General features: G+C 72.1%; 21 protein-coding genes. 9 read left to right on the forward strand and 12 right to left on the reverse strand.

Annotated features, from left to right (window positions below; genetic code table 11):
- Positions 1-3: 3 nt before the first annotated feature.
- A complete protein-coding gene (hemQ, locus tag QHG49_RS08325; protein ID WP_145486584.1) occupies positions 4-735 on the reverse strand; it encodes a hydrogen peroxide-dependent heme synthase in 732 nt (243 codons plus the stop codon).
- Positions 736-740: 5 nt separating this feature from the next.
- The gene (hemG, locus tag QHG49_RS08330) at positions 741-2,195 is read right to left on the reverse strand and encodes a protoporphyrinogen oxidase (RefSeq protein ID WP_301488248.1); all 1,455 of its coding nucleotides are present in this window, start codon (positions 2,193-2,195) and stop codon (positions 741-743) included.
- Positions 2,196-2,283: 88 nt separating this feature from the next.
- Here hemG and QHG49_RS08335 point away from each other — a divergent pair, with 88 nt between their 5' ends.
- Together QHG49_RS08335 and QHG49_RS08340 are read left to right on the forward strand one after the other, a co-directional pair.
- Complete coding sequence (locus QHG49_RS08335; RefSeq protein ID WP_301488250.1) at positions 2,284-3,669, forward strand: FAD-dependent oxidoreductase; 1,386 nt, start codon at positions 2,284-2,286, stop codon at positions 3,667-3,669.
- Between the two features lie 64 nt (positions 3,670-3,733).
- Positions 3,734-4,561, forward strand: a complete 828-nt coding sequence (locus tag QHG49_RS08340) for a rhomboid family intramembrane serine protease (RefSeq protein ID WP_145486696.1) — start codon at positions 3,734-3,736, stop codon at positions 4,559-4,561.
- Between the two features lie 3 nt (positions 4,562-4,564).
- Here QHG49_RS08340 and hemE read toward each other — a convergent pair whose 3' ends face one another.
- Positions 4,565-5,632: a uroporphyrinogen decarboxylase gene (gene hemE, locus QHG49_RS08345; RefSeq protein ID WP_159705989.1), complete on the reverse strand. Its 1,068-nt coding sequence runs from the start codon at positions 5,630-5,632 to the stop codon at positions 4,565-4,567.
- Positions 5,633-5,742: 110 nt separating this feature from the next.
- Here hemE and QHG49_RS08350 point away from each other — a divergent pair, with 110 nt between their 5' ends.
- The 5 genes from QHG49_RS08350 to QHG49_RS08370 all read left to right on the forward strand — a co-directional run bounded on the left by QHG49_RS08350 (position 5,743) and on the right by QHG49_RS08370 (position 12,476).
- Entirely contained in the window at positions 5,743-6,420 is a 678-nt protein-coding gene (locus QHG49_RS08350; protein WP_145486588.1) for a DUF3000 domain-containing protein, read from the forward strand.
- Positions 6,421-6,702: 282 nt separating this feature from the next.
- Positions 6,703-7,362, forward strand: a complete 660-nt coding sequence (locus QHG49_RS08355; protein WP_046419368.1) for a response regulator transcription factor — start codon at positions 6,703-6,705, stop codon at positions 7,360-7,362.
- A 245-nt stretch (positions 7,363-7,607) separates the two neighbouring features.
- Positions 7,608-8,894 (forward strand): ribonuclease D, encoded by a 1,287-nt coding sequence (locus QHG49_RS08360; protein ID WP_159705987.1) that lies wholly within the window; start codon positions 7,608-7,610, stop codon positions 8,892-8,894.
- A gap of 241 nt (positions 8,895-9,135) precedes the next feature.
- Positions 9,136-10,353 carry an acetyl-CoA C-acyltransferase gene (locus QHG49_RS08365; protein WP_145486590.1) on the forward strand — a complete coding sequence of 406 codons (1,218 nt, stop codon included), beginning with the start codon at positions 9,136-9,138 and terminating at the stop codon, positions 10,351-10,353.
- Entirely contained in the window at positions 10,350-12,476 is a 2,127-nt protein-coding gene (locus QHG49_RS08370) for a 3-hydroxyacyl-CoA dehydrogenase NAD-binding domain-containing protein (RefSeq protein WP_145486591.1), read from the forward strand. Before QHG49_RS08365 ends, QHG49_RS08370 begins: the two co-directional genes overlap by 4 nt.
- An 81-nt stretch (positions 12,477-12,557) precedes the next feature.
- Here the strand turns inward: QHG49_RS08370 and QHG49_RS08375 are convergent, their stop codons facing one another.
- The 6 genes from QHG49_RS08375 to QHG49_RS08400 all read right to left on the reverse strand — a co-directional run bounded on the left by QHG49_RS08375 (position 12,558) and on the right by QHG49_RS08400 (position 20,519).
- Positions 12,558-13,574, reverse strand: coding sequence for a hypothetical protein (locus tag QHG49_RS08375; protein WP_301488260.1), 1,017 nt, complete (start codon positions 13,572-13,574; stop codon positions 12,558-12,560).
- Between the two features lie 71 nt (positions 13,575-13,645).
- Positions 13,646-14,701, reverse strand: a complete 1,056-nt coding sequence (locus QHG49_RS08380) for an NlpC/P60 family protein (RefSeq protein ID WP_159705983.1) — start codon at positions 14,699-14,701, stop codon at positions 13,646-13,648.
- Between the two features lie 49 nt (positions 14,702-14,750).
- A complete protein-coding gene (locus tag QHG49_RS08385) occupies positions 14,751-15,233 on the reverse strand; it encodes a poly-gamma-glutamate biosynthesis protein PgsC/CapC (protein WP_145486594.1) in 483 nt (160 codons plus the stop codon).
- On the reverse strand, positions 15,230-16,813 hold the full coding sequence (gene pgsB / locus QHG49_RS08390; protein WP_301488266.1) for a poly-gamma-glutamate synthase PgsB: 1,584 nt from the start codon (positions 16,811-16,813) through the stop codon (positions 15,230-15,232). Before pgsB ends, QHG49_RS08385 begins: the two co-directional genes overlap by 4 nt.
- Before the next feature lie 6 nt (positions 16,814-16,819).
- Entirely contained in the window at positions 16,820-19,078 is a 2,259-nt protein-coding gene (locus QHG49_RS08395) for a HAMP domain-containing protein (RefSeq protein WP_301492739.1), read from the reverse strand.
- 205 nt (positions 19,079-19,283) lie between these two features.
- Positions 19,284-20,519 (reverse strand): CapA family protein, encoded by a 1,236-nt coding sequence (locus tag QHG49_RS08400; RefSeq protein ID WP_244319837.1) that lies wholly within the window; start codon positions 20,517-20,519, stop codon positions 19,284-19,286.
- 20 nt (positions 20,520-20,539) lie between these two features.
- On the opposite strand from QHG49_RS08400, the gene QHG49_RS08405 reads away from it, so the two are divergent.
- Complete coding sequence (locus QHG49_RS08405) at positions 20,540-21,505, forward strand: hypothetical protein (RefSeq protein WP_301488271.1); 966 nt, start codon at positions 20,540-20,542, stop codon at positions 21,503-21,505.
- A 46-nt stretch (positions 21,506-21,551) separates the two neighbouring features.
- A complete protein-coding gene (locus tag QHG49_RS08410) occupies positions 21,552-21,956 on the forward strand; it encodes an NTP pyrophosphohydrolase (RefSeq protein ID WP_159708659.1) in 405 nt (134 codons plus the stop codon).
- Between the two features lie 8 nt (positions 21,957-21,964).
- Here the strand turns inward: QHG49_RS08410 and QHG49_RS08415 are convergent, their stop codons facing one another.
- From QHG49_RS08415 to QHG49_RS08425, 3 genes are all read right to left on the reverse strand, one after another.
- Positions 21,965-23,476 (reverse strand): amino acid permease, encoded by a 1,512-nt coding sequence (locus tag QHG49_RS08415; RefSeq protein ID WP_159705975.1) that lies wholly within the window; start codon positions 23,474-23,476, stop codon positions 21,965-21,967.
- A gap of 151 nt (positions 23,477-23,627) precedes the next feature.
- Positions 23,628-25,556 carry a 1-deoxy-D-xylulose-5-phosphate synthase gene (dxs, locus tag QHG49_RS08420; RefSeq protein ID WP_145486598.1) on the reverse strand — a complete coding sequence of 643 codons (1,929 nt, stop codon included), beginning with the start codon at positions 25,554-25,556 and terminating at the stop codon, positions 23,628-23,630.
- 234 nt (positions 25,557-25,790) lie between these two features.
- The gene (locus QHG49_RS08425; RefSeq protein ID WP_145486599.1) at positions 25,791-26,372 is read right to left on the reverse strand and encodes a hypothetical protein; all 582 of its coding nucleotides are present in this window, start codon (positions 26,370-26,372) and stop codon (positions 25,791-25,793) included.
- Positions 26,373-26,508 lie beyond the last annotated feature (136 nt).

Consider the following 26,508-nt stretch of genomic DNA (forward strand, 5'->3'; position numbering starts at 1 on the left):
GCCCTACGCCAGGCCCGCCACCAGCTCCGCCACGTCCTTGCGGCGGCCCGTGTAGAACGGGACCTCCTCGCGGACGTGCATCCGGGCCTCGGAGCCGCGCAGATGGCGCATGAGGTCGACGATGCGGGACAGGTCGTTCGCCTCGAAGGCGAGGATCCACTCGTAGTCGCCCAGCGAGAACGAGGCGACCGTGTTGGCGCGCACGTCCGGGAAGCCGCGGGCCATCTTGCCGTGGTCGGCGAGCATGCGGCGGCGGTCCTCGTCGGGCAGCAGGTACCAGTCGTACGAGCGCACGAAGGGGTAGACGCTCACATAGTCGCGGGGCGTCTCGTCGGCGAGGAACGCCGGGATGTGCGAGCGGTTGAACTCGGCCGGGCGGTGCAGCGCCATGTTGGACCACACCGGCTCCAGCGCGCGGCCCAGCCTGGTGCGGCGGAAGAGGCTGTACGCCTCCTGGAGCTGGTCGCTGGTCTCCGCGTGCCACCAGATCATCACATCGGCGTCCGCCCGCAGACCGGACAGGTCGTACGTGCCGCGGATCGTCACGTCCTTGGCGGCGAGCTGGTCGAACAGCTCCTGGACCTCGTCGGCGTAGCCCGCGCGGTCGGCCGGCAGCACGTCCTTCAGCTTGAAGACGGACCACAGGGTGTAGCGGATGACATCGTTCAGGTCCTTGGCCAGCTTGCCCTTGTTGGGGATCCTGCCGGACTCGGTGGTGGGGGCGTCGTCACTCATGGTCCCTATTCTCCTGCTCCGCCGTGGAGGCTCTGCACCGGGTGGGCCGTCAGCTCCTCGGCCCCGCGCAGATCACCGGACAGCTGGTCGACGGCCGCGTTCGCGCTCGCGACGCACGCGGGGATGCCCACGCCGTCGTACTGCGCGCCGCAGACCGCGAGGCCCGGAAGCCTGGCGATGTGCTCGCGGATGCGGGCCACCCTGCCGTGGTGCCCGACGGGGTACTGGGGCAGCCCGTCGGTCCAGCGGGTGACCCGGGTCTCGACGGGCGCGGCCTCGATGCCGGCGGCCTCGCGGAGGTCGTGCCGGGAGACCTCCACCAGGTCGGCGTCGTCGCGTCCGAGGACCGCCGTCTCGCCGTACCGCCCCACCGAGGTGCGCACGACGAGCGTGTCCGGGTCCTCGTCGGCGATCCAGCCCCACTTCTGGGAGGCGAACGTGGCGGCCTTGATGGTGCGTCCGTCGACCGGCGGCACCAGGAAGCCGCTGCCCTCGGGCAGGGACACCTCGGCGCGCCGGTAGGCGAGGGTGATCAGGGCCATCGAGGCGTACTCGACGGCGGCCAGCTCGGCGGCGGCCGCCGGGGACTCGGGGCGCAGCAGCCGGGCGGCGGCCGGGGCGGGTACGGCGACCACCACGGCGTCGGCGTGCAGCAGCTGTCCGGCCGCGGTGACCCGCCAGCCGCCCGCGGGGTCCCGGCGCAGCTCGGTGACGGGTGCCTCGGTGCGGATCTCGCCGCCGCGCGCCCGGACGGACTCGGCGACCGCGAGCGGCAGGGTGCCCACGCCGCCCTCGATGCCCATGAACACGGGCCCGGTCTGCGAAGCCGCGGCGGCCTTGGCCTGGATCTCGCGGACGCCCTCGGTCAGGGAGGCGTGCGCGCGGGCGGCCTGGAAGAGCTGGGGGACGGCGGAGCGCATCGAGATGCGGTACGCGTCGCCCGCGTACACCCCGCCGAGCAGGGGTTCCACGAGGCGGTCCACGACCTCGCGGCCGAGGCGCGCCGCCACGTACTCCCCCACCGACACGTCGTCGCCGACGGAGGTGCGGGGCAGGACGGCGTCCCGGCCGATGCGGGCCAGACCGTCCTCGGACAGGACGCCGGCGAGGGCGGCGGCGGTGCCGGGCACGCCCATCACATGGCCCTTGGGCATGGGGCGCAGCGCGCCCCGGGTCCAGATGGCGGCGCTCGCGATCGCCGGGGGCTGGAGCCGCTCGGCGAGGCCGGCCTCGCGGGCGAGGGCCACTGCCTCGGGGCGGCGGGCGAGCATCGACTCGGCGCCGAGGTCGACCCGGACGCCCGCGATCTCGCCGGGCAGCAGCTTGCCGCCGACCCGCTCGGACGCCTCCAGCACCGTCACCCGCGCGCCGCGCTCCAGCAGCCGGTGGGCGGCGGCCAGACCGGCGACACCGGCTCCGATGACGACGGCGTGCCCGGCGTTCATACCCGTTGCGCTCATGGTCCCCACTCTCTCAGACCCCACTGACAGCGCCGCCAGGGCCGTAGGTCCCGCGCCGCGTCGGGCCGGGACCCTCTAGCGTGTCCCCATGAGCATGCATCAGGGGCGGGAGCGGCTGGTCGTCGTCGGCGGGGACGCCACGGGCATGTCGGCGGCGTCGCAGGCGCGGCGGCAGCGGGGGCCCGGGGAGCTGGAGATCGTGGCGTTCGAGCGCGGTCACTTCACCTCGTACTCGGCGTGCGGCATCCCCTACTGGGTGGGCGGCGCCGTCGCCGGGCGGGACGAGCTGATCGCCCGCACCCCCGAGGAGCACCGCGCACGGGACATCGATCTGCGGCTGCGCACCGAGGTCACGGAGATCGACGTGCCGGGGCAGCGGGTACGCGCGCGGGAGCTGGATTCCGGCGCCGAGTCCTGGACGTCGTACGACAGACTGGTGATCGCGACGGGGGCCCGTCCGGTCCGCCCGGAGCTGCCGGGCGCGGACGCCCCCGGGGTGCACGGCGTGCAGACCCTGGACGACGGGCAGGCGCTGATCGACACGCTGGCCCGCGCGAAGGGCCGGCGCGCGGTGGTCGTGGGCGCCGGGTACATCGGCGTGGAGATGGCCGAGGCGCTGATCGACCGGGGCTTCGAGGTGACGGTCGTCAACCGCGGCGAGCAGCCCATGTCGACCCTCGATCCGGACATGGGATGCCTGGTGCACCGCGCCATGGAGGGCCTCGGCATCACCATGGTGAACGGCACCGAGGTCACCAAGATCCTCACCGGGGAGGACGGCCGGGTCCGCGCGGTGGCCACCGAGCACGCCGAGTACCCGGCCGACGTGGTGGTCCTCGGCATCGGCGTCCGCCCCGAGACCGCCCTCGCGCGCGCCGCCGGGCTGCCGCTCGGCGCCCACGAGGGGCTGCTCACCGATCTATCCATGCGGGTGCGCGGGCACGAGAACATCTGGGCGGGCGGTGACTGCGTGGAGGTGCTGAACCTGGTCTCGGGGCGGGAGCAGTACGTTCCGCTGGGCACCCACGCCAACAAGCACGGCCAGGTCATCGGCACCAACGCGGGCGGCGGCTACGCGACCTTCCCGGGCGTGGTCGGCACGGCGGTCAGCAAGGTCTGCGACCTGGAGATCGCCCGCACCGGGCTGCGCGAGAAGGACGCGCACCGGGTGGGCCTGGAGTTCGAGGCGGTCACCATCGAGTCGACCAGCCGGGCGGGCTACTACCCGGATGCCTCCCCGATGACCGTCAAGATGCTCGCCGAGCGCCGCACCGGACGCCTGTTGGGCGTGCAGATCGTGGGGCGGGAGGGCGCGGCCAAACGGGTGGACATCGCGGCGGTGGCGCTGACCGCGCGGCTGACGGTGGAGCAGATGACCGCCCTGGACCTCGGCTACGCGCCGCCGTTCTCGCCGGTGTGGGACCCGGTCCTGGTGGCCGCGCGCAAGGCGGCGGGAAAGGTGCGCGGGAGCTGACCGGCGCGTGACCGCCCGGCGGGACCGCTCGATTGACCGCGGGCTCGCCGGGCACTACTCCTTCGTGGTCATTCCCGTCCATGACATCAATCCGGTGCGCCGCACCCCCTGGGTGACATACGCGCTGATCGCCGCGAACGTCCTGGTGTTCCTGTGGACGCCCGGCATGCCCGGCTCGCTGGCCGGCGGCGAGAGCCTCGCGCAGCTGTGCCATCTGGAGTCCTTCATGGACCGCTTCGCGGCGGTCCCGAGGGAGCTGGTCCACGGTCAGGTGCCGCAGCTGGTGCCGACGGGCCAGGTGGGCGTCGGACCGCACGGCCCGGGCTGCGTGGTGGCGCCGCGCGGCTTCCACAAGTCGCCGCCGCTGTCGGTGTTCACGGCGATGTTCGTGCACGGCAGCTGGCTGCACCTGCTGGGCAACATGCTGTTCCTGCTGATCTTCGGCAACAACGTCGAGGACCGGATGGGCCACATCCGGTACGTCGTCTTCTACGTCGTCTGCGGTTACGCGGCCGGGTACGGCTTCGCGCTGCTGAACGCCGGTTCTGGCGCCCCGCTGATCGGCGCGTCGGGCGCGATCGCCGGGGTGCTCGGCGCCTACCTCGTGCTGTGGCCCGGGGCCCGGGTCTGGGTGCTCGTGCCGTTCCTGGTGTTCCTGCCGCTGCGGCTGCCCGCCTGGCTGGTGCTGGGCTTCTGGTTCGTGCTCCAGGCCGTGTACTCGTCCGGGCAGGGCGTGTCCGACGCGGGGACGGTGGCGTACGTCGCCCATGTGATCGGCTTCCTGGTGGGCCTGCTCATCGCCCTGCCGCTGAAGCCGGGCACCCCGCCCCCGCCGGAGCCGCCCGGCCTGCTGTTCGGCAGGCGCGCGCGGCCCTCCTACCCGACCTGGTGAGGGTCAGCGGGCGGTCGCGCCGTGGACGTACTCCACCAGGCGGGTCAGCGCGTCCGGGTCGGTCTTGGGCATCACGCCGTGGCCGAGGTTGAAGATGTGGCCCTCCAGGCCCGCGGCGGCGTCCAGCACCTCCTGGGCCTTGGCCTCGACGACGTCCTTGCCCGCGAACAGCACGGTCGGGTCCAGGTTGCCCTGGAGCGCCTTGCCGGGGCCGACGCGGCGGACGGCCTCGTCCAGCGGGACGCGCCAGTCGACGCCGACGACGTCCGCGCCGGCCTCGCCCATCGGGCCCAGCAGCTCGCCGGTGCCCACGCCGAAGTGGAGGCGCGGCACGCCGTACTCCGCGACCGCGTCGAAGACCTTGGCCGAGGCGGGCAGCACCGAGCGCCGGTAGTCGGCGGGGGCGAGCGCGCCGGCCCAGGAGTCGAACAGCTGCACGGCGGAGGCGCCGGCCTCGATCTGGACCTTCAGGAAGGCGGCCGTGATGCCGGCGAGGCGGTCGAGCAGGTCGGCCCACAGCTCGGGGTCGCCGTACATCATCGCCTTGGCGTTCTCGTACGTGCGCGAGGGGCCGCCCTCGACCAGGTAGCTGGCCAGGGTGAAGGGGGCGCCGGCGAAGCCGATCAACGGGGTGGGGCCCAGCTCCCGGGTGAGCATCCCGATCGCCTCGGTGACGTAGGAGACGTCCTCGGGGGTCAGCTCGCGCAGCCGGGCCAGGTCGGCGCGGGTGCGGACGGGCTGCTCGACGACCGGGCCGACGCCGGGCTTGATGTCGAGGTCGAGGCCGATGGCCTTGAGCGGGACGACGATGTCGCTGTAGTAGATCGCCGCGTCCACGTGGTGCCGCCGCACCGGCTGGAGGGTGATCTCGGTGACCAGCTCGGGCCGCGTGCAGGACTCCAGCATCGGAATGCCCTCGCGCACCTTGAGGTACTCGGGCAGGGAGCGGCCGGCCTGGCGCATGAACCACACGGGGGTGTGGGGCACGGGTTCACGCCGGCACGCCTTGAGGAAGGCGCTGTCGTACGTCGCGGTCGGCTGCTTGCCCCGAGGGGCGTCGTTGGCGGTCACGGGAAAAGTCTCGCATGCGGTGTGGACGGGCCGTGCACAGGCGGCGAGGAAGCGCACGTCGCGGGGTGTCTTGCCTGCGCAGAGGCCCGATTCCCCTTACTCTTCCCCGCATGGCTGCGGCTCACGGACACAGGTCGGAAGGCGCTGACGGATTGGGCGACGTGAAGGACACCGAGGAGGCGGACCGGCACCCTGGTGCCGCGGGTCCGCCGGCGTTCCGGGCCGCGGTCGACGCCCTGCGCGGCTGCCGGCTGCGCCCGCAGATCGAGGTGGAGCCGACCCCCGCGCCGCAGCGGCTCGCGCCGTACGCGTACGCGCTGGAGGCGGTGGTGGTCGACGGCGAGCAGGAGCTGGCCGACGGGCGCCTGGTGCTGCTGCACGACCCGGCCGGGCACGACGCCTGGCGGGGCACGTTCCGGCTGGTGACGCTGGTGCGGGCGGAGCTGGAGCCGGAGATGGCGGCCGATCCGCTGCTGCCGGAGGTGTGCTGGTCCTGGCTGACCGGGGCGCTCGGGGCGCGCGGCCTCGGCTACGGCGAGCCGAGCGGCACCGTCACCCGCGCGAGTTCGCACTACTTCGGCGGTCTCGCCGACCGGCCGGCCGCCTCGCAGATCGAGATCCGGGCCTCCTGGACGCCGCGCGAGGGCCGCGGCGGGGTGCCGGACGCGGCGGCCCACCTGATCTCCTGGTGCGATCTGCTGGCCCAGGTCGGCGGGCTGCCGCCGGCCGGTCCGGGCGACACCTCGGTGGTGACGCTGCCGCAGCGCAGGGGTCCGCAGTCCCGGTGAAGTGACGGCGCGTCATCGCCGCCGTCATCCTCCGGGGCGCCTTATTGACCATCTCTTTGTCGATACGGCCACATTGTGACCTCGAATCGCATTCGCTCGGACCGATTCGATCTTCGGGTGATCGAGCGCGTGTCCGAATTGCACGGATTGTTACTCACTAGATCGTGATCACTCTCTAAAGGCGGACACGTTTGCTGCCGAAGACGACTGTGACCTTGAAAGCACGGTTCGTCCCGGCTTCTTCCCCACAAGCCGGCCCCGTCCCCCCACCCAGGAGGCCTGGTGTCCGTTCTCCTTGAGCAACCCGCAAGCCTGGTCGCCTACCGCCCGAACAAGCCGACCGCCATGGTGGTCGTGGCCGACCCGCGCGTGCGCTCCACCGTCACCCGTCATCTGTGGGCGCTCGGTGTGCGCGACGTGATCGAGGCCTCGTCCATCGCGGAGGCTCGTCCCCGCATCGGCAACCCCCGCGACATCTGCGTCGCCGACGTCCACCTGCCCGACGGCTCCGGCCTGACCCTGCTCTCCGAGACCCGCGCCGCGGGCTGGCCCAACGGGCTCGCCCTCTCCGCCGCCGACGACATCGGCGCGGTCCGCAACGCGCTGGCCGGCGGGGTCAAGGGCTACGTCGTCACCGGCACCCGCACCAACATCGGGCTCCCCACCCGGCCCGGTGCCGCCCCCCTCGGCGGCGCCGCGCGCATGCACCGCCGCCCCCCGGGTGCCCCGAGCCACCCGGGCGGCTACCGCGAACTGTCCGGACGCGAGGTCGAGGTGCTGCGCCTGGTCGCGGAGGGCCAGTCGAACAAGGCGATCGGCGTCTCCATGGGCCTGTCCGCCCTGACCGTGAAGAGCCACCTCGCCCGTATCGCCCGCAAGCTGGGCACCGGCGACCGGGCCGGCATGGTCGCCGTCGCCCTGCGCACCGGAATCATCCACTGACCCCTCCCCCACCCGCCTTCCCCCGATCTCCCCTTTTTCCCACCCCGTCCTCCGCCCCGCTCCCCTCCCTGCTCCCCGTTCCGCCTCCCTCCCCACCCCCTTTCCCACCGACCCCTTCCGGAATGCGGCCGATTCACTCCCCTGAACCGGCGATTTCACCGGGCTGACTGGTTTACGACCCCTCGGCGCCCGTCGACGGAACGTTCCGGCGACGGGCGCTGTCCGCGCATGGATACCCTTGACAGGTGACCGACGCCCAAGACATCGCAGCAGACAGCACCCGGCGCAGCAATGGAGACACGTCTCCCGACGACGCCGGATCTTCTGTGACGGAGGCGCCGACACCCCTTCTCGAACCCCGCGAGGGCATTCCGCCCGTCGTCGCCGACGAGGCGGCGCTCGCCGACGTGGTCGCCGCCTTCGCCGCCGGCTCCGGGCCGGTCGCCGTGGACGCCGAGCGCGCCTCCGGGTACCGCTACGGCCAGCGCGCATATCTGGTGCAGCTGCGCCGCGAGGGCGCCGGCACCGCGCTGATCGACCCCGTCGCCTGCCCCGACCTGTCCGCGCTCGGCGAGGCGCTGTCCGGCGTGGAGTGGGTGCTGCACGCCGCCACCCAGGACCTGCCGTGCCTGCGCGAGATAGGCATGCTGCCCACCCGGCTGTTCGACACCGAGCTGGCCGGCCGGATCGCCGGGTTCCCCCGGGTCGGCCTCGGCGCCATGGTGGAGAACGTCCTCGGCTTCGTCCTGGAGAAGGGCCACTCCGCCGTCGACTGGTCCACCCGCCCGCTGCCCGAGCCCTGGCTGCGCTACGCCGCGCTGGACGTCGAACTCCTCGTGGACCTGCGCGACGCCCTGGAGAAGGAGCTGGACCGCCAGGGCAAGCTGGAGTGGGCCCTCCAGGAGTTCGACGCGATCGCGAGCGCCCCGCCGGCCGAGCCCCGCAAGGAGCCCTGGCGCCGTACGTCCGGGATGCACAAGGTGCGGCGCCGCCGGCAGCTGGCCGTCGTACGGGAGCTGTGGGAGACGCGGGACCGCATCGCGCAGCGGCGTGACGTGTCGCCGGGCAAGGTGCTGTCGGACGCGGCGATCGTGGAGGCGGCCCTGGCCCTGCCGGGCAACGTGCACGCGCTGGCCGCGCTGAACGGGTTCGGGCACCGCACCGGGCGCCGGCAGCTGGAGCAGTGGCAGGCGGCGGTGGACCGGGCCAAGGCGCTCCCGGAGTCCGAGCTGCCGCAGCCGGGGCAGCCGGTGACGGGACCGCCCCCGCCGCGGGCGTGGGCGGACAAGGACCCGTCGGCGGCGGCGCGCCTGTCCGCCGCGCGGGCCGCGGTCACGGCGCTCGCCGAGCGGCTGTCCATGCCGCAGGAGAACCTGATCTCCCCGGACACGGTCCGCCGGCTCTGCTGGCAGCCGCCCGCGGTCGACGCGGGGTCCGTCTCGGCGGCGCTCGCGGGGTACGGCGCGCGTCCGTGGCAGGTGGAGCTGGTGACGCCGGTGCTGGTGGGCGCGCTGTCGGAAAAGGGCGCCTGAGCGCCGTAGAACGGATCGAGATCGAGCGGCCGCGGGTCCCCCGTGGCCGCTCGCGCCGTTTCCCGCCCCCCGACGGGGCGCCGCGAGGCCGTACAGATCGCGCCAACCTCCGGACGGCTCCCTCTCTCCTGCCGGTGTGACCTTCGCCGCTGGCACCCCTGACGCTGGGCAACTACATTACTCGCAAGTAGCATGGGCTTGAGCAAGCGCTCAGCGTCCCGCACCATGGAGGAGAGCCATCGTGCCTCGTACCGTCAGGGACGTCGTCTTCGTCGACGGCGTCCGCACCCCGTTCGGCAAAGCGGGCCCGAAGGGCATCTACCACGAGACTCGCGCCGACGACCTCGTCGTCAAGGCGATCCGGGAGCTGCTGCGCCGCAACCCCGGCCTGGACCCGAAGAAGATCGACGAGGTCGCCATCGCCGCGACCACGCAGATCGGTGACCAGGGTCTGACCCTCGGCCGCACGGCCGGCATCCTCGCCGGTCTGCCGCAGTCGGTGCCCGGTTACTCCATCGACCGCATGTGCGCCGGCGGTCTGACCGCCGTGACGTCCGTCGCGGGCTCCATCGCCTTCGGCGCCTACGACGCCGTCATCGCCGGTGGCGTCGAGCACATGGGCCGCCACCCGATGGGCGAGGCCGTCGACCCCAACCCGCGCTTCGTCAGCGAGAAGCTGGTGGACGAGTCGGCCCTGTTCATGGGCATGACCGCGGAGAACCTGCACGACCGCTATCCGAGCCTCACCAAGCTGCGTGCCGACCAGTACGCGGTGCTCTCGCAGGAGAAGGCCGCCAAGGCGTACGCCGACGGCAAGATCCAGCGGGACCTGGTGCCGATCTCGGTGCGCCGCACCACCCCCGTCGGCGGCGAGACCGGCTGGGGCCTGGTCACCGCCGACGAGCCGATGCGCCCGGGGACCACCCTGGAGGGCCTGGCCAACCTGAAGACGTCGTTCCGCGTCCACGGCCGTGTCACCGCCGGCAACTCGGCCGGTCTGAACGACGGCGCCACCGCGTCGATCGTCGCCAGCGAGGACTTCGCCCGCGAGAACGGCCTCCCGGTCAAGATGCGCCTGGTCTCCTACGCCTTCGCCGGCGTGGAGCCCGAGGTCATGGGCTACGGCCCGATCCCGGCCACCGAGAAGGCGCTCGCCAAGGCGGGCCTGTCCATCTCCGACATCGGCCTGTTCGAGATCAACGAGGCCTTCGCCGTGCAGGTGCTGGCCTTCCTGGAGCACTACGGCATCGCGGACGACGACGCGCGCGTCAACCAGTACGGCGGCGCCATCGCCTTCGGCCACCCGCTGGCCTCCTCCGGCATCCGGCTCATGACGCAGCTGGCCCGCCAGTTCGAGGAGCAGCCGCACGTCCGCTACGGCCTGACCACCATGTGTGTCGGCTTCGGCATGGGCGCGACGGTCATCTGGGAGAACCCGCACTTCGAGGGGGACAAGTGAGCACCACCGAGCTTCTGAAGCAGGCTTCGGACCTGTTCCCCGACGAGGTCGTCACCAGTGCGCACGTACGCCACTTCGACCTCCCCTTCGGCGCCGGCCGCTTCGCGCTGATCACGCTGGACAACGGCCTGGACCACACCAAGCCGACCACCTTCGGACCGGCCTCGCTCGCCAACCTGAACGCGGCGATCGACCAGGTCGAGCAGGAGGCGGCGGACGGCACGATCGCCGGTATCGGCATCACCGGCAAGCCGTTCATCTTCGCCGTCGGCGCCGACCTCAAGGGCGTCGAGCTGCTGAAGGAGCACGAGCACGCGCTCGCCATCGGCAAGGGCGGCCACGAGGTCTTCAAGCGCCTCGCGGGCCTCGCCGTGCCGACCTTCGCGTACTACAACGGCGCGGCCATGGGCGGCGGTGTCGAGGTCGGTCTGCACTGCACCTACCGCACCGTCTCCAAGGCGATCCCGGCGTTCTCGCTGCCCGAGGTCTTCCTCGGTCTGGTCCCCGGCTGGGGCGGCTGCACCCTGCTGCCGAACCTGATCGGCGCCGACAAGGCCGTCTCGGTCATCATCGAGAACTCGCTGAACCAGAACAAGCAGCTCAAGGGCAAGCAGGTCTTCGAACTGGGCATCGCCGACGCCCTCTTCGAGGGTGCCGACTTCCTGGAGCAGTCGCTGCTGTGGACCGCCCAGGTCCTCAAGGGCGACGTCACGGTCGAGCGCCCGGAGATCGACCGCGGCGAGGCCTGGGACCAGGCCGTCGCCAAGGGCCGCTTCATCGCCGACTCCAAGGTGCACGGCGCGGCCCCGGCCGCCTACCGCGCCCTGGAGATCATCGAGGCCGCCCGAGGCGGTGACCTCCAGCAGGGGTACGACGCCGAGGACCAGGCGCTCGCCGACCTGATCATGGGCGGCGAACTGCGCGCCGGCATCTACTCGTTCAACCTGGTGCAGAAGCGCGGCAAGCGTCCCGTCGGCGCCCCGGACAAGAGCCTGGCCCGCCCGGTCACCAAGGTCGGCGTCGTCGGCGCCGGTCTGATGGCCAGCCAGCTCGCGCTGCTCTTCCTGCGCCGTCTGGAGGTGCCGGTCGTCCTGACCGACATCGACCAGGAGCGCGTCGACAAGGGTGTGGGCTACGTCCACGCCGAGATCGACAAGCTGCTCGGCAAGGGCCGTATCCACCAGGACAAGGCCAACCGCCTCAAGGCGCTGGTCACCGGTGTCCTGGACAAGGCCGAGGGCTTCGCGGACGCGGACTTCATCATCGAAGCCGTGTTCGAGGAGATGAGCGTCAAGCAGAAGGTGTTCGCGGAGGTCGAGGCGGTCGCCCCGGCGCACGCGGTCCTCGCCACCAACACCTCCTCGCTGTCCGTGTCGGAGATGGCCGCCAAGCTCCAGCACCCCGAGCGGGTCGTGGGCTTCCACTTCTTCAACCCGGTCGCGATCCTGCCGCTGCTGGAGATCGTGCGCGGCGAGCAGACCGACGACGCCTCCCTGGCCACCGCCTTCGCGGTCGCCAAGAAGCTGAAGAAGACCGCGGTGCTGGTCAAGGACGCCCCGGCGTTCGTCGTGAACCGCGTCCTGACCCGCTTCATGGGCGAGATCCAGAACGTCATCGACGAGGGCACCCCGGTCGAGGTCGCCGAGAAGGCGGTCGAGCCGCTGGGCCTGCCGATGTCCCCGCTGGTCCTGCTCGAACTGGTCGGCCCGGCGATCGGCCTGCACGTCTCGGAGACCCTCAACCGGGCCTTCCCGGACCGCTTCACGGTCTCCCCGAACCTCAAGGCCGTGGTCGAGGCCGGCAAGCGCGGCTTCTACGTCTACGACAGCGGCAAGCCGGAGCTGGACCCCGAGGTCGCGGCGCTCCTCAAGCAGGGCGATGTCGTCCTGACCGAGGAGCAGGTGCGCGACCGCGTGCTGGACGCCGTGGCGCAGGAGATCGGGCTCATGCTGGACGAGGGCGTCGTCGCCGAGGCCCAGGACATCGACCTGTGCCTGATCACGGGCGCCGGCTGGCCCTTCCACCTGGGCGGCATCACGCCGTACCTGGACCGCGAGGGCGTCTCGGAGCGCGTGAACGGCAAGCCGTTCCTGGCCCCGGGCGTGGCGAGCGTCCCGGCGTAACACCGGCGGCGTCGACGTGAAGGGCCCCCGCCTCGGCGGGGGCCCTTCACGTCCGGTACAGCCGTACGGCTCTCGGCCCGCTCAGACCGTCCGCCAGGCCTCCAGCGCGAGGCCCGGTTCGTCCTTGCGGCGGGTCAGCAGGAGCCGGCCGGTCGACGGGGACAGGGTGGCGGCGACCACGCGGCCGTCCCGGTCCGTCGTGAGGGACACCCGGGCGTCCACCGTGAGCGGGGGGCCGGACTCGGTCCACCAGGCGCCGGCGGACTCCAGTTCGGTCGGGTAGGCGGCGAAGGCGACGCGGCCGGTGGCGGAGCGCTGGGCCAGCAGGGTGCAGTCGTGGCCGTCGAGGTCGCAGCGGACGGCGCTGACCGGGCCGTGGCCCGCGGCCGTCAGCAGGGTGACCGGTTCGCCGCCGGGCCGCCAGGCGCGCAGTTCGCCGTCGGTGCCGGTGCAGTAGAGCGTCGTACGGCCGGCGGACGTGGCGAGGGCGTACAGGGTTCCCGGGCGGACCGCGGCCTTCAGGGGTTCCTGGAGCACCGGCTGGGCGCCGGGGGCCTCCTGACGCCAGTACAGGAGGCCCTCGGGGCCCGCCGCGTACAGCTCGACCCTGCCGGACTCCCCCGTCACCGCGGCGAGTCCGTCCTGGACGCCCTCGCCGCCGAGGTCCCGCCAGGGCTCCCAGCCGCCCTTCTCCTTCTGCGCGAGCATGCTGACGCCGCCGCCCTTGTTGCGCACGAAGACATGGGCGCGGCCCTCGGCGTCCACGGCGACGGCGGGCTGCCCGGTGCGGTCGTCCTTCTTGTCGGGGTGGCCGACCGGGCTCCAGTCCAGGGCGGCGAGGTGGGCGCGGAAGTGGGTGGAGTGCACGAGGCCCGCCTCGCCCGTGCCGGTGGGCCGCCAGGACACCAGGTGAGCATAGCCGTCCGCGCCCTGGCCGAGGGCCGGGACGGGATGCAGTTTCTGTTCGCCGCCGACCCTGCGCGGTCCGGTCCAGGGGCCGCCGGGGGTGCTCTCCGCCCGGCACAGGACGGCGTCGCCCGACGACTGGTAGACACTGAGCCGGCCGTCTCGGCCGCGAAGGAGCCAGTCTCCGTTCACCCGGTCACTTTAAGCCGGGACCCTGGGCGCCCGGCCCCCGCCCTCCTCGCCGCCCGCGCCCGCGCCCGCGGTCACAGCCGCTTCGCGCTGCGGAACAGCCCGGCGTAGAAGCCGTTGCCGTCCAGCCGCGAGACGCCGCCCTTGTCCCCGATGGTGGGTCCGTTCTGTTCCTTGCGGCTGGAGACGAAGACCTTGTGGCCCTCGGTGTCCGGTCCGAGGTAGATCGCGGAGTGGTCCATGTGGTTGCCGGTGCGGTGGTCCATCTTGAAGAACAGCAGGTCGCCCGGCTGGAGGACGTCGATGTTCTTCGGCCGCTCGTACCAGGGGCCCGGGCCCTGGATCTTGACGATGTCGACGCCGGCCGTGGAGCGCGCCATCCCGTCGGCGGTGCGCGGCAGCCCGTCACCGGCGGCGTCGGAGGCGCGCAGCGGGTAGCGGGCGCGGTAGCCGTACACCAGCCGCAGATAGCCGGAGCAGTCCACGGACCGCAGCCGGTCCGGACGCGGCCGCATCGTGGTGCCGTCCCGGAAGGTGTACGGGATGCCCAGGTAGTCGTAGAAATCGGTCTGTTCGTAGCGGTCGACGCCGTCGGGCTTGTACGGCCCGTAGAAGGCGTGGCCCGCGTACTGCACGCCCTGTGCGTCCTTCTTGACCGGGGCGCCCTGCACGTACTGGAAGGCGAACGCGAAGATGTCGTCCTCCTCGCTGCCGGCGTACTGCTTGAACCAGTCCTTGAACCACTGCTGGCTCTCGGAGCCCTTGGTCCACGGCTCGGGCAGCAGCCGTACCCAGTCGTCGGTGACCACCTTGGTGCTGGTGGTGGCGGGTTCGGCGAAGGTGCGGGCGGGGCCCTTGAGGGTGGCGGTGCGGGCGCCGTCCGTGAAGGTGGCGACGACCGCGCCCTTGCCGTCGCGCAGCACCGAGCGAGCCGGGTTGTTCAGCCGTTCCCAGGTCTGCTTGCCGGTCCCCTGGCCCGAGTTCATCAGGCCGTCGTCGGAGATGGTCTGGGCGGCCGGGACCTTGGCCTGCTCGTCCTTGCGCAGGTCGTAGGTGAAGTAGGCGCTGCCGGCGAGCAGCGCGAGGACCGTCGCCGCGTGGACGACGGGGCGGCCTTTGCGCTTCGGCATGGTGATGGCTCCAGGGGTGCGAGGGGGTGCGTCGTCGGGTACGGGCGGGTCAGGCGGAGGGCATGGCGCCGAGGAGGATGCCGGCGGTCAGCACCACATAGGTGGCGAGGGTGACCGAGCCGACGGACAGCAGGGTGGCCCCCTTGGGCTGGCGCACCAGTTGGTAGCCGATGAGGCCGGGGACGATGAAGCCGAGCGTCTGGTTGGCGTACAGCAGCGGGAACTCCATCTGCAGCACGATGATCACGGTGGCCTGGATGAGCACACCGCTGAGCACGACGGCCGCGAACAGCCGCTTGCCGTAAAGGATCACGAACTTCTGCATGAGCAGGGTCGCGAGGTACGTCAGCACGGTCACGCCGACCACCAGCGCGGCCCGCTGGAGGTCCTCGATCAGGGTGAGGGCGAGCCAGCCGGGCGTGATCATGCCACCGGGCGACAGGTTCGTCGTCAGGTAGCACATCAGCGAGAACATCAGCCCCAGACCGATGCCGATCGCGGCGATCTCGGGGGTGAGGACGGAGGGGATCAACGCGCTTCTCCTGGGCTGTGCCACTGCTGGCTGTCGTCGTCGAGGGGCTGGCGGGGAGCCGGGGCGACACGGGGTTCGAACGGTCCGCGCCCGAAGTCCTGCGGGGGCTGCGGGGCGTGCGGCCGCGGGGTGTACGGCCGCGGCGTGTCGGGCTGTTGGGGGTGCGGGGTGTACGGCTGCGGCGTCTCGGGCTGCTGCGGGTGCGACGGGGGGTACGGCTGTCCGGCGTACTGGTGGCCGTCGTACGGCTGCTGCGCGTAGCGCTCCTCGTACGCCTGCGGGTAGCCCTGATAGGGGTCGATACGGGGCACGTAGAGCTGTGCGGTGTCGGTGTGCTCGGGATGGGCGGGCACCGATCGCGGCTCGTCCGCGGGACCGCCCCCGGTGTCGTCCGGGGTGTCGTCGGCGGGCAGTTCGGCCAGGTGCTCCAGCAGGATCTCGCCCTGGCCGTGGATGTTGCCGATCGCCACCAGCGAGGAGTCGGGGCCGAGCCGGCCGAGCAGCTCGGCCATGAACTCGCCGGGGTCGCGCCGGTCGCCGCCGAGGTCCACGGCCCGCGAGCGGAACTCGGCGGGAATGGCGTCGATGGCGGACTTGGCGGGGTGGCCGATGACGAAGACGTGCTCGGGGTCGAGCCGGGGGATGATCTCGCCCATCTGCCCGTTGCGCTCGACCCGGTCGGGGCGGCAGTTGATGACCACGCTGAGCGGGCGGTGGACGGCGCCGAGGTCGAGCAGCTGGTTGATGTTCATCAGGGTCGACTCGGGGTCGTTGGCCGCGAAGACGTTGGCGAACCGCAGCCGCTTGCCCTCGGGCGTGCGGTACCGCTCGACGGAGAGCACACCGGGGTCCGGCGGGGCGTCGTACATGCCCCGCAGGGCCGTGGCCCGGTCGACGCCGAGGAGTTCGGCCACGGTCAGCGCGATGGCCACGTTCTCCTTGAACGTGAACCAGCTGAAGCCGCGCAGCTCCTCGTCGGTGACGGTGTCCGGGTCGGCGTAGACCAGCCGGCAGTTCCGGGCGTCCGCCTCCTCCTGGAGGATGTGGAAGCGCTCCTGCTCGGCGGTGACGCAGATGCCGTCCTCGGGCATCGAACGGCACAGCGAGCGGGCGACGTCGTCCAGGGTGGGGCCCATCTCGGCGAGGTGGTCCTCGCGGACGTTGCACAGCACGCCGATGGTCGAGCGGATCAGCTTGGACTGGTTGATCTCCTGCAGGGCCGGCATGACGGCCATGCACTCGATGACGAGGGCGTCCGGCTGGTAGGCGGCGGCGCGGCGCACGATGCCGATCTGCTCGACCACGTTGGCGATGCCGAACTTGCGGTAGACCGGCTCCTCGGTGGCATCCGGATGGATGAACCGGGCGGCGGTGCCGGTGGTCTTGGCGACCGTCGTCAGGCCGCCGCCGCGCAGCGCGCCCGCGCACAGGCGGGTGATGGAGGACTTGCCGCGGATGCCGTTGACCAGTACCCGGGTGGGTATGTGGTGGAGGCTGGTGAAGTGCCGCCGCTGCTCCACGACGCCTGCGGCGAGCAGGATCGCGCAGCCGACGAGCAGCACGGTGTAGAGGAAGAGCACGGGTGATCAGTTCCTTGAGTGCTGCTCGGGTCGGTACGGGGCGGCCGGGGTGTGCCCGGGTTCCTGGCGGCGCCTGCTCTGGAGCTGCTGCCGGACGAGTTCCAGGGACCGGGTGACCGCGCCGACCTCGTCGTGGTGCTGCGGGAAGAGCACGGTCTTGCGGTCGCCGTCGGCCAGTGCCTCGGCCCGGTCGGCGAGCGTGCGCAGCGGCCGGGCCACCACGATGTGCAGCCAGCCCAGGCAGGCCACGGCCGCGGTGCCGCCGAGCAGACCGGCGAGCACCGTACGGTTCTGGCTCTCGTAGCCGGGGATCGCGAGCCGGGAGACGGGCTGCCAGCTGACCACGCTCCAGCCGAGCGGCTGGGCCGCGCCGCTGCCGGAGAACGGCGCGGCCGCGGCGATGCGCACCCCGTGCGCGCGGTACAGCACACCGCTGGCGCGCGGCTTCTTGCCGAGCGGCTGGGCGCTGGCCTCGACCAGGTCCTTCAGGCGTTCGTCGGGCAGTGCCTGGAAGGCGAGGAAGCCGGTGTTCCCGGCGATGACCCTGCCGCGGTCGTCCACGAGCCGCACCACGCCGAGACCGGGCCGGTTCAGCAGGGCGTTGAAGAACTCGACGCGGAACTCCCCGACGAGCCGGGCGCCGCCGCGGCCGGGCAGTTCGGCGGCGCCGACGACGACGGGCCTGCGACCGCCCTGGCCGAGCAGCCTGAGCGGGTGGTCGGACACCCGCTGCGCCTGGACGACCTGGGGCGCCGCGCCCTTGCGGGCCTGGATCACACCGGCGGAGTCGACGACGTAGAGCGAGCGGTAGCGCTGGTTCTCGTTGATGGTGCGTTCCAGCACCGCGTTCATGGCCGCGGGCTCGGTGCGGTTGCCGATCAGGGAGGCGACCGACTGCAGGTCGGCGTCGCCCTCGTTGAGCGCGCGGCGCACCCGGTCGCTGAGGGTGTCGGTGCGTTCGCGCTGGTCGCTGACGAGTTGTCTGGGTACGACGACCGAGTCGTCGGCGCGGTTGAGCAGCAGCATCAGCGGGGCGGACCAGGCGAGCAGCAGGACCGCGCAGGCGGCCAGCAGGGCCCGGATGCCGACGCGGCGCGGCCCGCGCGGGCGCGGCGCGGTGCCGGTGGCCTCGGGGGTCTCGCCGAGCAGTTGGCGGCGCAGCCGGTCGAGCGCGGCGCCGATGCGGTGGGCCTCACCGTGGCCGGGGACGGTGACGGGCCGGGTCAGATCGCCGCGGGTGAGCCGGCGGGACTCCAGGAACAGCCGGATCAGCGGGCGCTGCACGGTGCCCAGCAGGACGGCTGTGGCGAGGGCGCCGACGACGAGCAGCGCGCCGCCCGCGAACAGGCCGAAAGCGGGTGAGGCGGTGCCGGTGGACTCCTCGGTGACCTGAACCATGGCGACCACGGACAGGCCGAGTCCGGCGGCGGTGGTGGCCTCGCCGGGCTGGGGCGCGGCGAGGGTGGCGTATCCGGCGACGGACCGGTCGCTGAGCACATGTCCGCCGAGCAGGCTGCCGCTGACGCCCTGGTAGCCGCCCATGCCGGGTTCCCTGCCGCTGCGCGGGTCCCGCGTGCCCCGGCGGGCGGCGGTCCGGGCGAAGTCCGTCAGCTGGGCCTGGGAGGCCTTGGCCGCCTTGCGGTCGAGCTTGTTGCTCACCTGCTCCGGCTCGGGGATCCCGTCACTGCTGAGGATCGTGCCGGTGCGGTCCACGACGGCGATGGAGCGGAACCGGCCGACGCTGATGCCGGGGAGCTTCAGGTTGCTGGAGGTCACCAGCAGCAGCTGGGGCCGGCCCGGCCAGGTGAGCAGGCCGAAGGAGAGCAGTCGTACCTCGCCGTTGCCGAGCCGGACGGTCCGGGGCGTGAGGCCGCCTGGGCCGCCGAGGGCGGAGATGTCCACGGAGGGCAGCGGCACCGTCTCGCCGCGGGCGGCGACCAGTTTGCCGGAGCGGATCTCGACGACGGCGGCGCCGGCCCATTTCTGGTAGCTGCTGCCGAGCTTGTCCAGGACGGCGTCGCCGGAGACCGGCTGTCCGGCGCTGAACAGGGCGGCGGAGCGGGTGACATCGGTGACGGACTCGTCGATGGAGGCGCGCAGCGCGACGGCGCCGTCCTCCGCGAAGTGCTGCTGGGAGGTGAGGACCGCCTTCGGCACCCCGGCGTTGTCGATCCGGCCGAGCACGAGCGCCGTGATCGCGGCGAGCGTCAGCAGGAGCACCGACAGGACCGCGATCGGTGGGCGAATACCGCCGATCAGCGACATATCGGCGCGGCGACGGGCTCGGTGCTGCCGCGCCGGGGGCGGTGACGCCACGGGACGGTCCTTTCATGGCTACGGGTTCCGGGCACGTCGAACGCAGGAACGTGCCCGGAGACCAGACATGTAAGGACCAGGTGAAGTTGCGGTAAGAGGAGGGTGATCTAGGCAACAGTGCTCAGCAGACTCACAGGTTCGGTCACATTCGGTCCTACTCGGGCAGGGCCGTCAGCGGCTTCAGACCGTCCTCGGCCGCGCCCCGGTTGAGGAGGGTGCCCTCGGTGCGCTCGAAGGCGAGCCGCAGCCGGGCCCGCTGAGCCGCGCTGAGCCCGGAGTCGTCGCGGAGCGCGGCCGGCACGTCCAGCAGGCGGTAGTCGCGCACGCCGTCGCCGTCCCGGCCGGCGGTGCCGTCGCCCGCGGCACCCTCGGCGCCCTCGGTGTCCGACGGGATCGTCAGCAGCGTCGGCTCGAAGCGGGGCCGCACCGCCCAGTGGCCCTTGCCGTGCTCGGTGAAGGTGAACCAGGCGATCACCCCTTCCTCGGTCAGCCCGGTGGGCACCTCGTGGCGGGCGATCTGGTTGCCGAGGCCGTAGGTGATCCAGGTGTCACCGACCTTCTCCATCGGCTCCACGACATGCGCGTGGTGGCCGATGACCAGGTTGATGCCGGTGTGCTCGGCTATCTGCCGGGCGAAGGAGATCTGCGAGGACGAAGGCTCGGGGTGGTGCTCGCGGCCCCAGTGCAGGGAGAGGATCACCACCTCCGCCCCGGCCTCGCGGGCGCGCTTCTCGGCGGCCTGGATCCGGCCGAGGTCCTGCCGGTCGGCGACCCAGGGCTTGCCCGCGGGCAGCTCGTGCGGCTCGTTGAAGCCGTAGGCGAAGGACAGCTGGGCGACCTTGACGCCCTTGACGTCCAGGACCAGTGGAGTGAGCGCCTCCTTTCGGGTGCGGGCGGATCCGGTGTGCTTCAGACCCGCCTCGTCGAGCGCGTCCAGGGTGCGCTTCACCCCCGCGTAGCCGTGGTCGAGGGTGTGGTTGGAGGCGGTGGAGCAGGTGTCGTACCCGATGTCCTTGATGGTCCGCGCGGTCTGCGGCGGCACCTGGAAGTCCGGGAAGCCCTCGAACGGGCCCCTGGCCCGGCCCATGACCGGTTCGAAATGGCAGATCGCCAGGTCGGCCCTGCTGATCACGGGCTTGATGCCGGCCATCATCGGCCCGAAGTCCAGCCCGTCCACGCCCTTGCCGGTGCGCTTGGCGTCCGCGCGTGCCTGATCGACCAGTTCGGGGTGCATCAGGATGTCCCCGGCGGCGGCGACGGTGAAGGAGCGGCCGCCCCCTCGGCCTTCGGAGTCGGAGCCGTCCGCGAGCAGGCCGCAGCCGGACACGGTGGCGACGAGGGCGAGCGGGGGCAGCAGGGTCAGCAGGGTACGGCTCAGGCGTCTGTTCACCGGGATATCTTGATACAACCATGAAATTCCCCCGTACACGCCCGACGGCGATCGCGGCGTTCCTGCTGGTGGCGGGCGTTCTCGCCGGTGCGCTCACCCTGCTGTCGCACGGCTCCCGGGGCCTCGACGGGCGGCCCGCGCCCGAGGGCGTCGCCCGGATCGACCTGGCGCGAACGGTCGCCGACTACACCGGCCGGTTCGGGCCCGGCCATGGTTACCGGCACCCGGCCCGCGCGGACCGCGCGGCCGTCGCCAGGGCGGTCGGACTGCTGCTCGACGGAGACCGCGGTGAGGCCGAACGGCTGCTCGCCCAGCGGGACTTCAGTCTGCGCACGGTCGTCGACCGGGTGTCCGGGCGCCGTCTCGCCGAGGTGGCCGACCGCACCGACGACGCGGTGGCGCCCCGCGGCTGGGGGCGGGTGTACATCGACCTGGACCACCGGCCGAGCTGGTCGGTGCAGGTCCCGCACCCGGTCTTCGACCGGGGCACCGAACAGCTCGGCGTACGGGTGCTGCGCGGCTCCCCCGGCGGTGTCCTGGTGATCGCGGGGGCGCATCGCAAGGCCGGGGAGGGGAATTCCGCGGACGTGGCGCACCGCACGGACACCGTCTTCAGCGCCGTCTGCGCCGAACTGGCCCGGCGCGCGCTGCCGGGCGTCCAGGTCCATGGCTTCGCCGCGTCCTCCGCCCCCGGCTATGACGCGGTGGCCTCCACCGGCGCCGGAACGGTGGGACGGGCGGACGCGCGCAGGCTGGCGGACGCCCTGGGAGCGCGCGGGCTGTCGGTGTGCAGGGCCTGGGCGCGCGCCTGCCCGCTGGAGGGGACGCAGAACGTGCAGGGCCATGACGCCGATGCCGACCATGTGCCGTTCCTGCACGTCGAATGGTCCCCGGCGGTGCGGGCCGGCGGTGTCCGGGCCGATCGGGCGGTCGCCGCGGTCACCGAGATCACCGGCGGCTGGGCCCGCTCCACCGGAACGACGTGAACCGCGCGGCGCCCGAGCGGCGCGCGAGGGAGGGAACATGGCCGACATGACGGATGCCGCGGACACCCCCGCTTCGGAGACGCCCCCGCCCCTGCTCGTCGTCGACGGCGCCAACGTGGTCGGCTCGGTGCCCGACGGCTGGTGGCGCGACCGGCGCGGCGCCGCCGAACGGCTGCGCGACCGCCTGGTGGCGTACGCCGCCTCCGGTACGGCGGAGCTGCCCGGGCCGGTCGAACTGGTGCTGGTGGTCGAGGGCGCCGCGCGCGGGGTGGCGTCCGTGCCGGGGGTGCGGGTGACGGAGGCGTCCGGCAGCGGGGACGACCGGATCGTGGAGCTGGCCGCGCAGGCGGCGGGCCGTGTCTGTCTGGTCGTCACCGCGGACCGTGAGCTGCGGCGCCGGGTGACGGCGCTGGGGGCGCGGGTCACCGGGCCGCGCGCGGTGCTCGGCTGAGCCGCCGGTCAGGACACCGGCGGCGCGGGCTCCGGCTCCGTCGGCTGCTCGGGGTGGGCGAGACGGCTATGGGAGCGGCCGTAGAGGAAGTAGACGGCGAAGCCGATCACCATCCAGATGGCGAACCGCAGCCAGGTCTCTGCGGGCAGATTGAGCATCAGCCAGAGCGTGGCGCACACGGATACGATCGGAACGACCGGAACCCACGGGGTGCGGAAGGCGCGGGGCAGGTCGGGGCGCGTCCTGCGCAGAATGATCACACTGATCGCGACGACCACGAACGCGAACAATGTGCCGATATTGACCAGTTCGGCAAGCTCGCTCAGGCTGGTGAAACCGGCGACGATCGCGATGATCACTCCGAGCAGGATGGTCGGCCGGTGCGGGGTCCGGAACCGGGGGTGCACCCGGGAGAAGAAGCGCGGCAGCAGCCCGTCGCGGCTCATCGCGAAGAACACCCGGGTCTGGCCGAGCAGCAGGATCAGGCACACGGTGGTCAGGCCGATGGCGGCGCCGAAGCTGATCACGCCCGCGTACCAGGGGTGCCCGATGGACTTGAAGGCGTCGGCGAGCGGCGCGTCCACGGACAGCCGGGTGTAGTTCTGCATGCCGGTGACGACGACGGAGACGGCCACGTAGAGCACGGTGCAGATGATCAGCGAGCCGAGGATGCCGCGGGGCACGTCGCGCTGCGGGTTGCGGGTCTCCTCGGCGGCGGTGGCCACGATGTCGAAGCCGATGAAGGCGAAGAACACCACGGAGGCGGCGGTGAAGATGCCCATCACGCCGAAGTTGGCGGGCGCCCAGCCGAACATCAGCTGCACCAGCGGCGCCTTGAGGCTGGCACCGGCCGGGACCGGCTGGGCCGGCGGGATGAAGGGGTGGTAGTTGCGCGCCTGCACGAAGAACGCGCCGGCGATGATCACGATGAGCACGACGACCACTTTGATCGCGACGACGAGCGAAGTGATCCGGGCCGACAGTTTCATGCCGAGGACGAGGATCGCGGTCAGGACGAGCACCAGGAGCGCGGCGAGGATGTCGAAGCCGAAGCCGTGGGCGCCGTCGCGTCCGGAGAGGTAGTCCGGCAGGTGCCAGCCCGCGTTGTCCAGCAGTGAGCGGATGTAGCCGGACCAGCCGACGGCGACCACGGCGGTGCCGAGCGCGAATTCCAGGACCAGGTCCCAGCCGATGATCCAGGCGGGCAGTTCGCCCAGGGAGGCGTAGCTGAAGGTGTACGCGGAGCCCGCCACCGGGACGGTGGACGCGAACTCGGCGTAGCACAGGGCGGCGAGGGCGCAGACCACACCGGCGGCGACGAAGCCCAGGGCGACCGCGGGGCCGGCGTTGTTCTTCGCGACCTGTCCGGTCAGAACGAAGATTCCGGTACCGATGATCACGCCGACGCCGAAAACGGTCAGATCGAGCGCGGAGAGCGACTTCCTGAGCGCATGCTCGGGTTCCTCGGTGTCCCGGATCGATTGCTCGACGTTCTTCGTCCGGAAGAGCGAGCTGCTCACGTTGCTGCCTCCCACGCGTGTCGTCCTCGACCTGGTCGACTTGATCGAGAGGGTCGGGCCGCGAGAGCCCTGTGACAGGCAGGCTTACGCAAGCGGGCCGGTTCCGCCACCGCAAGGAGGGGCGGGACCGGCCCGGTCGGGAGCGCTGGTCCTAGTCGCGCGCGGTTTCCACGGAGTCCACCGGGTCCGCCGTACGGTCGAACCGGCCGTCCAGCTTGGCGACCAGTCCGGTCACCTGGCGGGCGATGTCGGGCGCGGTGAGCCCGATCTCGGTGAGCACCTCGGCGCGCGAGGCGTGGTCGAGGAAGCGCGGCGGGATGCCGAAGTCGCGCAGCGGCACGTCGACGCCCGCGTCGCGCAGCGCCTGCGCGATGGTGGAGCCGACGCCGCCGACCCGGCTGTTGTCCTCGACGGTGACGACGACCCGGTGCCGTTCGGCCAGCGGGGCCATCGCCTCGTCCACGGGCTTGACCCAGCGCGGGTCGACCACGGTGGTGGAGATGCCCTGCTTGTCGAGCAGGCCGGCGATCTCCAGGCACATCGGGGCCAGGGCGCCGACGGAGACCAGGAGGACGTCGGGGCGTTCGGTGCCCGCCTCGCGCAGGACGTCCATGCCGCCGACCCGGCCGACGGCGGGGACGGCGGGGCCGACCGCGCCCTTGGAGAAGCGCACCACGGTCGGCGCGTCCTCCACGGCGACGGCCTCGCGCAGCTGGGCCCGCACCTGGTCGGCGTCGCGCGGCGCGGCCATCCGCAGGCCCGGGACGACCTGGAGGATCGACATGTCCCACATGCCGTTGTGGGAGGCGCCGTCGGTGCCGGTGACGCCGGCCCGGTCGAGCACGAAGGTGACGCCGCACTTGTGCAGCGCCACATCCATCAGGACCTGGTCGAAGGCGCGGTTGAGGAAGGTGGCGTAGACGGCGAAGACGGGGTGGACGCCCGCGTGGGCGAGGCCCGCGGCGGAGACGGCGCCGTGCTGCTCCGCGATCCCGACGTCGTACACCCGTTCGGGGAAGCGTTTCGCGAACTTGTCGAGGCCCACCGGCTGGAGCATGGCGGCGGTGATGGCGACGAGGTCCTCGCGCTCCTCGCCGAGCCTGACCATCTCCTCGCCGAACACGGAGGTCCAGTCGGCGCCGGAGGCGGCGATCGGCAGGCCGGTGTCCGGGTGGATCTTGCCGACGGCGTGGAAGCGGTCGGCCTCGTCCTGGAGGGCGGGCTGGTAGCCGCGGCCCTTCTCGGTGAGGCAGTGCACGATGACCGGGCCGCCGAAGCGCTTGGCGCGGGCCAGCGCCGACTCCAGCGCCTCGATGTCGTGGCCGTCGATCGGGCCGACGTACTTCAGGCCCAGATCCTCGAACATGCCCTGCGGGGCGATGAAGTCCTTCAGGCCCTTCTTGGCGCCGTGCAGGGTCTCGTACAGCTGGCGGCCGACGACGGGGGTCTTCTCCAGCACCTCGCGGGTGCGGGCGAGGAAGCGCTCGTAGCCGTCGGTGGTGCGCAGGGTGGCCAGGTGGTTGGCGAGGCCGCCGATGGTGGGGGCGTACGACCGCTCGTTGTCGTTGACGACGATGACGAGGGGGCGGTCCTTGGCGGCGGCGATGTTGTTGAGCGCCTCCCAGGCCATGCCGCCGGTCAGCGCGCCGTCACCGATGACGGCGGCGACGTGGCTGTCGCGCTTCATGAGCTGGTTGGCCTTGGCGATGCCGTCGGCCCAGCCGAGCACCGTGGAGGCGTGGCTGTTCTCGATGACGTCGTGCGCGGACTCGGCCTGTGCGGGGTAGCCGGAGAGGCCGCCCTTCATCTTCAGCCGGGAGAAGTCCTGCCGGCCGGTGAGGAGCTTGTGCACATAGGACTGGTGGCCGGTGTCGAAGAGCACCTTGTCCTTGGGGGACTCGAACACCCGGTGCAGGGCGATGGTGAGCTCGACCACGCCGAGGTTGGGGCCGAGGTGTCCGCCGGTCTTGGAGACCTCCTCCACGAGGAAGGTCCTGATCTCCCCTGCCAGCTGGTCCAGCTCCTCCAGGCTGAGCCGGTCCAGATCGCGCGGTCCCGTGATGCGGGTCAGCAGCGGCACCCGTGCCTCCTTGCAATAGAGCTGATCGAGCTTGCCGGGCTCGCCAGAGTCTAACTTTCCGGTGTGGCGCGTGGTGCTCCAGGTCGCCGAGCGGCATCACTCGATCGGGCGATCTCGGCAGGTGCCCGGACAGTCGTGTGACCGACCTCATGCGTCGCGGATCGGCTGCCGGGCGGCCGGGGTTCACGCGGGCGGCCGCGGAGCCCGTGCGATCCGGCTCCGCGGCGGTCCCCCCTACTCCAGGTGCATGCCCAGGATGTGGGCGAAGGCCCGCCACTTCATGGTGGCGAACTCCTTGTTGACCGAGTCCGGGACGGTGGGGTGGGTGACGGTCGCGTAGACCTTCAGGTGCAGGAAGCCCTGCTTGTCGTCGTAGAAGCGGAAGCGGACCATCGAGTCCTTGCCGTCGAAGTGCCCCTTCTGCGCGAGGAAGAACCAGGTGTAGGGGTAGCTGTTGCTCTTGTGGTAGCGGACCGGGGCGTTCTTGCACGCGTAGTGGCCGATGCCGCAGGCCTTGAGCTTGATGTACTGGTTCTCCGAGGGGAACTTCTTCGGCGCGCCGTCCACCGGGAAGCTGCAGTTGAAGCAGCGGTGCAGTTCGTCCCACGCCTTCTTCGGCTTGAGCTTCAGCTTCCGCACGTCCTTCGCGCCCACCCGCTCGCCGACGAAGAAGTCGACGTCGTACAGGACACGGTCGGTGGCCTGCGCCGAGGCACGCGCCTGCGGGGCCGCCGCCGGGGCCGCCAGCGCGGGTGTCGCCAGGAACGTGGTCGCGAAGAAGACCGCCGACACAAGGGCGGCCAGCATTTTCTTCATGTCTTCCCTCCCGTGATGTGTGGGCTGGGAACACCCACAGATGATCATGAAGTTCGGGAAGTATCGCCATGGGACCGATAGGGCGTCAATTCGGTTCCGGGCGGCAAACGGGCAGCCCCCGTGGCCGTGAGGGCAC

Source organism: Streptomyces sp. WP-1, assembly GCF_030450125.1.
Classification (GTDB): Bacteria; Actinomycetota; Actinomycetes; order Streptomycetales; family Streptomycetaceae; genus Streptomyces; species Streptomyces incarnatus.